Source organism: Liquorilactobacillus uvarum DSM 19971, from assembly GCF_001434935.1.
GTDB classification, from domain to species: Bacteria; Bacillota; Bacilli; order Lactobacillales; family Lactobacillaceae; genus Liquorilactobacillus; species Liquorilactobacillus uvarum.
In genome coordinates this window covers 1-12,123 of the sequence record NZ_AZEG01000040.1, presented here as the reverse complement: position 1 = coordinate 12,123, position 12,123 = coordinate 1, and the positions used below count along the sequence as shown (strand labels likewise).

Annotated in this window: 14 protein-coding genes and 1 other annotated feature; of the genes, 12 read left to right on the top strand and 2 right to left on the bottom strand. The window is 38.8% G+C overall.

Features of this window, described 5'->3' with window-relative positions:
* Positions 1–121: 121 nt before the first annotated feature.
* Complete coding sequence (locus tag FD20_RS13395; RefSeq protein WP_157060919.1) at positions 122–295, bottom strand: hypothetical protein; 174 nt, start codon at positions 293–295, stop codon at positions 122–124.
* A 229-nt stretch (positions 296–524) separates the two neighbouring features.
* Between FD20_RS13395 and FD20_RS11180 the strand changes: the two genes are divergently transcribed.
* The 12 genes from FD20_RS11180 (at position 525) to FD20_RS11125 (ending at position 11,334) form a co-directional block, all read left to right on the top strand.
* Positions 525–1,895 carry an MFS transporter gene (locus tag FD20_RS11180; RefSeq protein ID WP_057738620.1) on the top strand — a complete coding sequence of 457 codons (1,371 nt, stop codon included), beginning with the start codon at positions 525–527 and terminating at the stop codon, positions 1,893–1,895.
* A gap of 183 nt (positions 1,896–2,078) precedes the next feature.
* Complete coding sequence (rsmG, locus tag FD20_RS11175) at positions 2,079–2,825, top strand: 16S rRNA (guanine(527)-N(7))-methyltransferase RsmG (protein WP_057738618.1); 747 nt, start codon at positions 2,079–2,081, stop codon at positions 2,823–2,825.
* Positions 2,826–2,827: 2 nt separating this feature from the next.
* Entirely contained in the window at positions 2,828–3,685 is an 858-nt protein-coding gene (gene noc, locus FD20_RS11170) for a nucleoid occlusion protein (RefSeq protein WP_057738616.1), read from the top strand.
* A 14-nt stretch (positions 3,686–3,699) separates the two neighbouring features.
* Positions 3,700–4,464 carry a ParA family protein gene (locus tag FD20_RS11165; protein ID WP_057738614.1) on the top strand — a complete coding sequence of 255 codons (765 nt, stop codon included), beginning with the start codon at positions 3,700–3,702 and terminating at the stop codon, positions 4,462–4,464.
* A complete protein-coding gene (locus FD20_RS11160; protein WP_057738612.1) occupies positions 4,457–5,338 on the top strand; it encodes a ParB/RepB/Spo0J family partition protein in 882 nt (293 codons plus the stop codon). The genes FD20_RS11165 and FD20_RS11160 overlap by 8 nt, the downstream gene beginning before the upstream one ends.
* A gap of 31 nt (positions 5,339–5,369) precedes the next feature.
* Positions 5,370–5,576: a DUF951 domain-containing protein gene (locus FD20_RS11155; protein WP_057738610.1), complete on the top strand. Its 207-nt coding sequence runs from the start codon at positions 5,370–5,372 to the stop codon at positions 5,574–5,576.
* A gap of 19 nt (positions 5,577–5,595) precedes the next feature.
* The gene (gene ychF, locus FD20_RS11150; protein ID WP_057738608.1) at positions 5,596–6,696 is read left to right on the top strand and encodes a redox-regulated ATPase YchF; all 1,101 of its coding nucleotides are present in this window, start codon (positions 5,596–5,598) and stop codon (positions 6,694–6,696) included.
* A 35-nt stretch (positions 6,697–6,731) separates the two neighbouring features.
* A complete protein-coding gene (locus FD20_RS11145; protein ID WP_057738606.1) occupies positions 6,732–7,466 on the top strand; it encodes a DUF1129 domain-containing protein in 735 nt (244 codons plus the stop codon).
* Positions 7,467–7,539: 73 nt separating this feature from the next.
* Positions 7,540–7,774: a binding site (T-box leader), on the top strand.
* An 85-nt stretch (positions 7,775–7,859) separates the two neighbouring features.
* Complete coding sequence (locus FD20_RS11140) at positions 7,860–9,008, top strand: trans-sulfuration enzyme family protein (protein WP_057738604.1); 1,149 nt, start codon at positions 7,860–7,862, stop codon at positions 9,006–9,008.
* A 35-nt stretch (positions 9,009–9,043) separates the two neighbouring features.
* Complete coding sequence (locus FD20_RS11135) at positions 9,044–9,742, top strand: amino acid ABC transporter permease (protein ID WP_057738602.1); 699 nt, start codon at positions 9,044–9,046, stop codon at positions 9,740–9,742.
* A gap of 24 nt (positions 9,743–9,766) precedes the next feature.
* The gene (locus tag FD20_RS11130; RefSeq protein ID WP_057738600.1) at positions 9,767–10,510 is read left to right on the top strand and encodes an amino acid ABC transporter ATP-binding protein; all 744 of its coding nucleotides are present in this window, start codon (positions 9,767–9,769) and stop codon (positions 10,508–10,510) included.
* Positions 10,511–10,524: 14 nt separating this feature from the next.
* Entirely contained in the window at positions 10,525–11,334 is an 810-nt protein-coding gene (locus tag FD20_RS11125) for a transporter substrate-binding domain-containing protein (protein ID WP_057738598.1), read from the top strand.
* A gap of 552 nt (positions 11,335–11,886) precedes the next feature.
* Here the strand turns inward: FD20_RS11125 and FD20_RS11120 are convergent.
* The coding region (locus tag FD20_RS11120) for an IS3 family transposase (RefSeq protein ID WP_057738596.1) at positions 11,887–12,123 on the bottom strand (237 nt) is incomplete at its 5' end.

Sequence of the window (12,123 nt, the reverse complement as noted above, 5' to 3'; positions counted from 1 at the left end):
GTAGAGCCGATTTTTCCAGACCGGCCTTTGTTATGGAGACTTATGTCACAGCCTCTTATCTTGGCAATATACTAATTTTAAGGTTCAAGTCCATTATTGATTCTGGGAGAGGAGATAATTTTCAGCTTCTTCGCGGCCATAAAGCAAATTTCGGACGCGGCATTACAACCAAGGCCAGTAAAACTGCACCGTAATCAAGATAAGTATCGATTGGGCTGGCATTGAAGAGATAACCACGAAGAATAATCAGTGAAATGACTACTAAGGCTAAAACAACACGTAAATCTTTATTCATAATAACCGCCTCCTAAATATTATCTAACTAAATGATAGCGTTTTATATATACAAACTCAAATAAATAGATAGCTGTGGAGAAAAGGATGCTGAAATGAAAGAATAATTACTAATTTACTTAATTAAGTTTCTTTTTAGGTCCAGCTGGCTTTACAAACGTAATTTAGAATATTTACAAATTACTTTTAATAAACTATCATTTAGAGAGGACAACTTAGGAGTGAATTATATGAAAGAAAAAGAGTTGCATGGTATTAAGAGAACAATTTTTGTGTGGACACTACTTGCTGGAACATTTACGATGTCGATTAGTCAGTCTTCATTATCGACAGCATATCCAACGTTAATGAAGTATTTTGGAGTTGATGCGCCTACAATTCAATGGCTGACAACAGGCTTTATGTTGATTATGTGTGTAATGATGCCATTAAGTCCCTGGTTATTAAATAATTATTCGTTCAAGAAAATTTATTTGAGCGTTTTACTGATTTTTATGGTTGGAACTATCATGATTATTTTGTCTCCAGACTTTATTTTTGCATTGATAGGAAGAGCACTTGAAGCGATCGCGGTTGGAGTGTTGTTCCCATCATTTCAAACAGTTTTGCTGACAATTACGCCAACAAAGAAAAGGCCTTCAGTAATGGGCTTGGCAGGCCTAGTAATGGGATCGGCTCTGGCTTGTGGCCCTATTATTTCGGGAATTATTTTGAATTATCTGAGCTGGCAGAGTTTATTTTGCTTTTTTCTGATTGTTATCATGATTGTTTTTGTTAGTGCAGTTTTCAACATATATGATGTTTTGCCGCGTCAGAAAAGTTGTTTTGATTTTATTTCAGTGATTGCTTCATTTGGCCTGATCGGTATTTTGTATGTTGTTCAAACCTATGGTAGCAAGTTGGAAATGTCCTCTTCTTTATTGCTGTTACTGATAATCAGTCTGACATTTACAGGCTATTTCATTTATCGGCAATTTACGCTTGACCAACCGCTTTTAAAATTAAGTGTCATGCGGGTCGTGAATTTTGATTTAGCGGTGTTGCTCACAGGAATTGCTTATATTTCGCTAATCGTTATTACAGTTATTTATCCGCTCTATTATCAGAAAATATTGCACACCTCGGTTCTGGTGTCCGGCCTGGCGTTAGTTCCACCAGCGTTCTTGTTGAGTGTGTTGAATCCGCTGACTGGGAAATTGGCTGAAAAAATTGGATTCAAGAAGACGTTAATCATTGGTATGCTGATGCTGGTTTGCGGTTGGGGTGCACTAGCATTATTAGCTGAAAGACTGACACTGGTGTCGATGATTGTTTTTGCAATGTTGATTGAAGGTGGCAATGCATTTGTGATGATGCCGGCAACAACTTTGGGAGCAGATTCGCTTACAGAGGCGCAAATATCTCACGGAACAGCAATCATTACGACAGTTCGCCAGCTTTTAGGTGCGCTTGGTGTTACGCTTGCAACACTGATTGTAGTTGCTGGGAGCAGATCAGTCAGTTCAATTGGCGGCTATCGGCATGCTTTCTTATTTTTTTGTGCACTTGAGATTGCAGGGTTCATTTTAGCCTGTGCTATTCGTCAAACAAAAAAGAATTGATAGATAAAGCTAGCTTATTTTTTTAATAATCCAAATACAAGAGAAAGTGCGGGAAAAATCACTTTAAAACCGTGCATTCTCTTGTATTTAGTCTTAAAATACTTTAAACTGAAGTAGTGTGTGAAACATATTGTTTCACAAAAGGAAATATGAATTTAATTTAGGATATGAAAGAGGAATATTATGACCCCAGATCGTTTCAGACAGGAACTTGCCCAGCATGGTATTGATTTAACAGCACAGCAGATGCTGCAATTCGAGACGTATTATCGGTTCTTAGTTGCAACTAATGAGCATGTTAATCTGACGGCGATTACTGATCAAGAAGAAGTGTATCTGAAACATTTTTATGATTCATTACTTCCAGCACTGGTCATTAAAGATCTCCAGCACAAAGAGCTGCAGTTGTGCGATGTTGGTGCAGGAGCAGGTTTTCCTTCAATACCATTGAAGATTGTTTTTCCAAACCTGCAGGTCACGATTGTTGATTCACTCAACAAGCGGATCAAGTTTCTTGATAAGTTAGCTGATAAACTTCAATTAACAGGTGTGGAGTTCCATCATGCGCGAGCAGAGGAATTTGCGGGCAAAAAAAGTCCTTTTCGTGAAAGTTTTGATTTTGTAACTGCACGGGCAGTGGCACGTCTATCTGTTTTGGCAGAATTGTGCTTGCCATTAGTAAAGTTAGGTGGAGATTTTGTTGCACTTAAGGCGCAAAAATCGCAAACTGAGGTGACAGATGCACGCTATGCAATTAAGAAGTTAGGCGGGAAAATTATTGCGGATAACGAATTGTTGCTGCCTGAAAATGGTGATGAACGTCATATTATCGCAATTAAAAAGGTAGTTGCTACACCTAAAAAATATCCGCGCAAACCAGGAACTCCTGCTAAAAGTCCACTAACAAATTCTAATGTTAAGGGGGAATGATGATGGCATTTTCGTTTTGGAGCAAAAAAAGAAAAACAGCGGATGATACACAGCAGCGGATTACAGAAATTCAACTTGAACAAATCGTTCCCAATCGGTTTCAACCCCGTAAAGTTTTTGCTGATGACAAAATTGGCGAGCTGGCTGACACGATTAAAGAGCACGGTCTGCTGCAGCCAATCATTGTCCGTCAGTATGAACCGGAACATTATGAGATAATTGCTGGTGAACGCCGGTTTCGCGCGATAACTAAGTTGGGATGGGGAAAGGTACCGGCAATTATCAAAAAAATGACGGATACTGAAGCTGCTTCGATGGCAGTTATTGAAAATCTGCAGCGCGAGGGTTTAACGGCGATTGAAGAAGCACGTGCGTACAAAGAACTGATGGGATTAAATAAGTTGACCCAGAGCGAACTGGCACAAGCAATTGGTAAAAGCCAATCTTTTGTGGCCAACAAATTACGTTTATTAAAGCTTTCTAAATTTGCCCAGCAGGCTATTCTAGAACGGAAGATTACCGAGCGCCATGGGCGGGCCGTTTTAGGATTAGATGAAAAACAACAAGAGGAGCTCCTCAAGCAGGTCATCACTAAAAAAATGACAGTTAAAGAAACTGAAATTATGGTACAGAAGTTAAGCAAAAAGGATACAGTTAAAACAGATCGTCCTAAAAAGAGTTCCAAAGGTTCTACCAGTGATGTACGTGTTGCGGTCAATACGATTAAAAAGGCACTCAAAATGGTCAATGATAATGGTATGAAAATTAAGACACACGAAGAAGACAACAAAGATTTTCATCGCATCATAATTGATATTCCACTTGAAAAAATGGGAAAGAAAGAAACAAAGAAAAAATAGGGGGCGAAAGATTCATGGGAATCGTGATTGCATTGGCAAATCAAAAAGGTGGTGTCGGCAAGACGACTACTAGTGTCAATCTTGGAGCGTGCTTAGCAGAACTGGGCAAGAAGGTTCTGCTGATTGATTCTGATGCACAAGGCAATGCTACAAGTGGTGTCGGAATTCATAAGGCAAAAATCGAAAAAGATATTTATGACGTTTTGGTCAATGAATATCCGATTGCCGAGACAATTATCCCTAGCAGTCATCCGGGACTTGACATTGTTCCAGCAACGATTCAGCTTTCAGGTGCTGAGATTGAACTGACTTCGCAAATGGCACGGGAATCACGCCTCTTAGACGCAGTCAAACAGATCAAGGATCGTTATGACTATATTTTGATCGATTGCCCGCCTTCTTTAGGTTTGCTGACGATTAATGCTTTTAGTGCGAGTGACTCAATTCTGATTCCAGTTCAAAGTGAATATTATGCTTTGGAAGGATTAAGCCAGTTAATGAACACAATCCGTTTGGTTCAAAAGCATTTCAATCCAGATTTGAAAATTGAAGGAGTTTTGATGACAATGCTGGATGCGCGTACGAACCTTGGGACGCAAGTTGTCGCTGAGGTGCAAAATTACTTCAAGAACAAGGTCTATACAACTGTTATTCCACGTAACATCCGTCTTTCGGAAGCGCCTAGTCACGGCAAAGCAATTATTGATTATGATCCCAATTCACGTGGTGCGGAAGAATATATGTCCCTAGCCAAGGAGGTGCTGGCAGCTCATGACTAATAAAAATAATAAGGGATTGGGTCGCGGAATTGAAGCTTTATTTCAAGAATTTGATGAAGCAAGCGATACGGAAGAAGTTGTAACTGAATTAAAATTGACTGAAATTAGGCCTAATCCTTACCAACCGCGAAAAACTTTTGATGAAGAATCATTGGCTGAACTGACTGATTCCATTAAGAAAACCGGTGTTTTTCAACCGATTATTGTTCGTAAGTCAACGGTTAAGGGTTATGAGATTATTGCTGGAGAACGGCGTTTCCGTGCTTCTAAACTTGCTGGCAAAAAGACGATTCCAGCAATTGTCCGCCAGATAGATGAAGCTAGTATGATGGAGATTGCTGTCCTAGAAAATCTGCAGCGTGAAGATCTGACACCGCTTGAAGAAGCAGAAGCTTACAACACTTTGATGGAAAAACTTAATTTGACGCAAAATCAGGTTTCTGAGCGTCTGGGCAAAAGTAGACCATATATCGCAAATTATCTTAGACTTCTAGGTTTACCGCTAGAAGTCAAAAAGATGCTACAGACCGATAAACTCTCAATGGGGCAGGCGCGGACTTTATTAGCTTTGAAAGACAAGAAACAATTAGTTGTTTTGGCTGAAAAGACAATTCGTGACAATCTGACTGTTCGGCAATTAGAACAGTTAATCGCTGAAATGAACGGTAAAGATTCCAAAAAGAGCAAAAAAGTCGTCAAAGATCCGAATGAGCCATATTATAAGCAGAGCGAGTCAGCATTGCAGGAAAAATTTGGAACGAAGGTCGCCATCAAAAATAGATCAAAATCAGGTAAGGGTAAAATCGAAATTGATTACTTGTCAACTAAGGATTTTAACCGTATATTGGATATTTTAGGAATCAGTTTGGACTAAAGTGCAGAGACTATCAACTGGAGGAATTCAAATGCCATCAACAGAATATGCATTACATGATATTGTTGAGATGAAGAAGCAGCATCCATGCGGAGTCAATCGATGGGAGATCATCAGAGTGGGCATGGATATCAAGATTAAATGTACCGGCTGTAATCATCTAATTATGATGTCACGGCGTGAATTTAATCGAAAGTTCAAAAAAGTTCTCGAACAAGCTAAGAAAGAACAAGATTAGGAAAGAGTGAAGAATAATTATGTCATTAACCGCAGGAATCGTCGGCTTGCCAAATGTGGGTAAATCGACTTTATTTAACGCAATCACAAAGGCCGGAGCTGAGATGGCCAACTATCCATTTGCAACGATTGATCCGAATGTTGGAATGGTAGAAGTCCCAGACAAACGTCTGCCAAGAATTGATGAACTGATACCCGCAAAAAAAATTATTCATACAACTTTTGAATTTACTGATATTGCGGGAATCGTCAAAGGAGCCAGCAAAGGCGAGGGATTGGGCAATAAGTTTCTTGAGAATATTCGACAAGTTGATGCGATTGTTCATGTTGTTCGTGCATTTGATGATGATAATGTTACACATGTCAGCAACAAGATCGATCCATTGGATGACATCGATACGATCAATCTCGAATTGACACTAGCAGATCTTGATAGTGTCAACAAGCGTTATACGCGTGTTGAAAAAGTTGCACGTACGAAAGACAAAGAAGCTGTGGCGGAATTTGAGGTCTTAAAACGCATCAAACCAGTACTAGAAGCCGGCAAACCGGTTCGTTCATTGACGTTTGACGAGGAAGAGCAAAAAATAGTCAAAGGTTTGTTCTTATTGACGTCCAAACCTGTTTTGTATGTTGCCAATATTGCTGAAGAAGATATGGCAGATCCGGATGCGAATAAATATGTTCAGCAAATTAGAAAATTTGCTGAAGAAGAAGGCTCTGAAACGATCGCAGTCAGTGCTAAAACTGAAGAGGAAATTGCTGAACTTGATGATGCCGACAAACAAGATTTTTTGGAAGCTGAAGGCGTTGAAGAATCCGGCCTTGATCGTTTAGTCAAAGCTTCATACAAATTACTGGGGCTGGCAACTTTCTTTACGGCGGGCGGCAAAGAAACACGTGCTTGGACTTTCAAAAAAGGGATGAAAGCACCTCAAGTTGCTGGAATTATCCATTCGGATTTTGAACGTGGCTTTATTCGTGCCGAAACGATTTCGTTTGAAGATTTAGATAAATATGGCAGTATGGCGGCCGTTCGCGAGGCTGGACGACTCCGATCTGAAGGCAAGGAATATCTTGTCCAAGATGGTGATATTATTGAGTTCAGATTCAATGTGTAATTGGGAGATGCAAGAGATGAAGGTGGAGGTTACTTGTGACGAAAGAGAACAAGCAAAATAATAAGCAGCGTAATCAAGAAGTAGCAAAAAAACAAGCTGAAAAGCTCGAAGCAAAAAAAAGTGAAGATATTCCTGCAAGCAGTCTTGAAGGATTAACAAAACGAAATGAAGATTACATGTTTCGTTTGAATCGAATGCTTGAAGAAAAGGGAGTACCTTCAGAAAAGAGAAAACAGGCTGTTGATGAAATGATTGTTGAGCTGCGTGATAAGCAACGACAAGGCATTACAGCTGGCAAGTTGTATGGAACAGTTAGTGAGCGCACTGAAGCAATTATTGCTGGACCGAAAAAGAAAGCCAAGGAGCCTTCTTATTGGAGTGTTGCGCTTGATAATGGATTGATCATGTTCATGATGTTCTGTATTATGTATGCCGCATTAGGAGCTTTTTCCAAAAAACAAGCGGAAGTTAACGGCGGAATTTTAACATTAATTGTGACATCCGTTATTGCTGGATTAGGAATGGCATACTTTTATAAAGTTGCAGGTTATCGGCGTGATCGCAGAAAACGTATCCCGTTTTGGAAAACGTTGCTGCTCTCAGGTGCTTTAGTCGTTATTTGGATTACCGCGTATACATTAGTTATGGCAGTACCAGGGGCCTTGAACCGTACGTTTGAACCGATTGTTTATGCAGTATTGGCGGTCATTGCATTTGGTGTACGATATATCCTGAAGAAAAAATATGGACTGATAGGATCTATTTTTTAATAAAATACCTGTTAAAAATTAGGGTTGACATTTATTAGAATTAGGTTAAAATAAGTACTTGTATTAGAATTCGATAAACAAATTGATCAGGAAAGTAGCTTTTTCATATATCTAAGAGAGGTTGCGGTTGGTGTGAGCAACTGGTGGGTGAAATTGTGAAAATGACCTGTAATTGGTTGCTGCGAGGCAGTGCTTGAGCAGCAGACGGGGTGCCCTCCGTTATTTTGGGACACTATTAGATATGATAGTAGATTAGCTATGCAGTTTTGCATAATTAGAATGGTACCGTGGGTCCTCTCACTTCTAAAAAAGAAGTGGGGGGATTTTTTTTTAAGAATAACCAAAATATACGAAATTAAAAATTTTAACACTGGCTTAGGGAGGAAATTGAATATGGCTAATTTCGATACAAATTTAGTTCACGGAAAATGTTGTAATGATAATAATACAGGGGCAGTTAATGTTCCAATATATAATTCATCGACATATGTCTACCAAAGTGCTGATGCGAAAGTGAAATGGGATTATGCCCGTTCGGGAAATCCAACACGCGCTTTTCTTGAAGAACAGATCGCACTTCTTGAAGGCGGAAAACGTGGATTTGCTTTTTCTTCTGGACTGGCAGCAATCCATGCTGCTTTTGCAATTTTTGAACCTGGTGACCATATCATTATCGGGGATAAGATATACGGAGGTACTTTTAGGCTGATCAATCAGTATTTCAAGAGGTGGCAGCTTGAATTCACAACAGTCGATACGCAAGATTCAGCAGCGGTTGAGGCGGCAGTGCAATCCAATACAAAAGCAATTTACTTTGAGACATTTACCAATCCGCTCTTGCGGGTTACAAGTGTCAAAGCAATGTCGGAGATTGCACAGCGGCATCATCTGCTAACAATTGTTGACAATACTTTCCTGACGCCCTATTTACAGCAGCCATTAAAATTAGGGGCTGACGTTGTTATCCATTCGGCTACTAAATATTTAGGGGGACATTCTGATGTAATTGCAGGCCTCGTAGTTGTCAAAAATGAAAATTTAGCTGAAAAAATTTATTTTTCTCAAAATGCACTTGGTGGGGTTTTATCACCTGAGGATTCTAATTTGATCCGACGTGGCATACAGACATTGGGAGTGAGAATGGATCGTCATTTAACTAACGCAGCAAAAATAGTTGATTTCCTAAGCAAGAGATCTGAAATAGCGAGAGTTTATTATCCTGGAATAAAAGGATCCGCGGATCATGAGATTGCAAAAAAAGAATGCCGCGGATTTGGTGGGATCGTTAGTTTTGATCTGATTGATGCTATTGATTCAAAGGCATTTGTGGAACGTTTGAACTTATTCAAGTTAGCTGTTAGTCTAGGAGCAGTTGAGAGCTTGGTAGAATTGCCATATAAGATGTCACATGCTGAATTGTCAGCAGCCGATCTGAAAGAATGCGGCATAAGCACACAGTTGATTCGTCTATCAGTTGGAATTGAAGATGCTGCGGATTTGGTTGCTGATCTTACACAAGCGTTAGATTCGTTTCAAAAATAATAATGTTTAATTGAAAGGTGTGTCAAATTAAGATTATGTGGGATATTATTGTCAACGCGACACCGCAATTGGTTGTTGCAGGTTTGAAATATACGATCCCAATTTCGATCGTTTCGTTTCTGCTGGGATTAATACTGGCTTTGATAACAGCATTGATTAGGTTATCAAGTAAAAAAGGGCTATTTAGGATACTCAAAGCAATTTTTAGATTTTATGTGTGGCTTTTTCGAAGCACACCATTATTAGTGCAGTTGTTTATTGTTTATTTTGGACTTCCATACCTTAAAATAGCAGTTATTGCACCAGAAGGGATAAAGTTAACGCCGCTTGTGGCTGGTATTATAACTTTTTCACTTAATACAGGAGCGTATTGTTCAGAAACGATAAGAGCTTCGATCCTTTCGATTCCTAAGGGACAATGGGAAGCTGCATTTTCAATTGGAATGACGAGGTCACAGGCGCTTTCGAGAATTGTTTTACCTCAAGCAGTGCGTGTTTCGTTACCACCGCTGGCCAATAGCTTTATTGGGTTGGTCAAGGATACTTCATTGGCAGCTTCAATTACAATTGTGGAAATGTTTGAAGTCAGCCAACAGATTGCAGCTGAAAATTATCAACCATTAGTCATGTATTGTTTAGTGGCTGCTTTATATGCGATTGCCTGTTCATTACTGTCGTGGTTGCAAGGATATCTTGAAAAAGTGACTTCACGTTACGTCACAAACGCTGATTAATTTCAAAAGGAGATCGGTACAGTTATGCTTAAATTGGAAAAACTTAACAAGAGCTTTGGAGAGCATCATGCTCTGGTTGATATTACGACCACCTTTCCCGAGCATCAAACAACTGTTATCCTGGGGCCTTCAGGGTCAGGAAAGTCAACGCTTCTTCGTTCGCTCAACCTTTTGGAACGACCGGAATCTGGCAGATACTTTTTCGATGATGATGTTTTTGACTTTGCTAAGGGAATTTCGGTCAAGGATACGCTTAATATTAGAAAACGAACAGAAATGGTATTTCAAGGCTATAACCTTTTTCCACACTTAACGGTTTTAAAAAACATTATGGAAGGGCCGATTCAAGTGTTGCGCCAGCCTAAGACAAAGGTAGAAAAAGATGCACATGCTTTGTTAGCTAAGGTCGGTTTAGCTGATAAAGCAGATGTCTATCCCAATCAGCTATCAGGCGGGCAGGCGCAACGTGTGGCGATTGCACGTTCACTTGCAATGCAGCCAAAATATATCTTGCTGGATGAACCGACTAGTGCACTTGATCCAGAACTTGAATTAGAGGTCCTTAAGGTTTTGAAGCAGATTTCAACTGAGAAACGTTCAATGATTATCGTGACTCACAATATGGCATTTGCCCGAGAAGTCGCTGATAAAATTATTTTTATTGAAGATGGACACATTTTATTTGATGGGTCGAATGAACGTTTCTTTAAAACAGATAACAAAAGAATCGCTGATTTTATTTCAGCAATGACATTTGCAAATATTTGAAAAGGTGGAGAAAAATGAAGTTAAATAAATTGTTCAAAAAAGTATTTGTAGTTACTAATGTTTTAATAGCAGGGGCTGTTTTGGCCGCTTGTTCATCAAGCAGTAAATCAAATTCAAAGGACAGCTACAAATCAGAACTTAACCAAAAAGGAACATTGACCATTGGACTAGAAGGAACTTATTCGCCTTATTCTTACCGTAAAGATGGTAAGTTGACAGGGTTCGAGGTTGAACTCGGAAACAAACTGGCAAAAGAGATGGGACTGAAAGCCAAATTTGTTCCGACTAAATGGGATGGCTTAGTCGCTGGTTTAGGAAGCAACAAATATGATGTTGTTTTAAATAACATTACTGCTACGCCAGCACGTGCTAAAAATTATATTTTCTCCAAACCGTATATTTACTCACGCTATGCGTTGATTACCCGTCAAGGTGATAGCATCAAGACTCTCAAGGATGTTAAAGGCAAGAAATTGGCCGAAGGAACCGGAACAAATAATGAAATTGTTGCAAAACAGAATGGAGCAACGATCGTTCCTTCAGGTGATTTCGTAACAAGTCTTTCCTTGATTAGGCAAAAACGTGTTGATGCTACAGTCAATGCTCGGGAAGCATGGTACTCATATAAAAAGAGCAATTCAACCGATGGTTTGGTATATCATGATCTTTCATCTGAGAAGGATCCAGCTAAGATTGTTGGCTTATTCAACAAAAAATCTACCAAACTACGTTCTGAAACGAATAAAGCTTTGAAAACTTTACGAGCAGATGGAACATTGAAGAAGCTGTCTAACAAATACTTTGGGGCAGATATTACAGAGTAGGCAATGAACAAATAGTTTTAAAATCACAATTAAAAGGCTTTAGTCCGGTACATTTCAAGTATCAGATTAAAGTCTTTTGTATATCTTGTTGAAAATAAATTTGATTGATGAGTACCGTTAATCTTAGAATGCTTAAAATTTAAATTAGTTCATCTAAATTGCTTTTATTATTCAAATTATCTTACTCGAACACTATAAAATATGCATTCATAGTCTACTTAATAATAATGTATTTTCATGTTTGTTTGCCACTACACCAACAGAAATAATTGTATATAAGAATAGCATTATTATACCAGTTGATAAAATTGAAACGTGTTGTACTCTCAGCACTGCTTTGGAGTACCCAACAATTAAAATTGCCAATGTCTGTATCATTTGGGCAACAGTAAAAATTAAGGTTGCCCAGTTTTCTTAAGAACCTGTATAGTAGTTAATGCTTTTTCTCTATTTAAAAAGTTAGAAAAAAGGTGAGAATCAAAAAAGTAGAAGAGTTTTAAGAAATGTTCAAAGTAATCATTGCTCCTAAGTCAATATTTGGCACATGCTTTTCTAGACACTTGTTCTGATTCTTTCAGTGTTGAACCAATTAATATAATTTGAGATTCTGAGAATTAAGTCCTCAAAGCTTGAGAAGTGCGTTTGAAAAATGAATTCTCGTTTTAATAATGAATGAAAAGCTTCTATTTGGCTATTATCGTAAGGATATCCTTGCTTAGAATACGAATGGAGGATTTGATGTCGTCTAAGCAAGTTTTCAACATCACAGCTCGTATATTGTGAACCCAT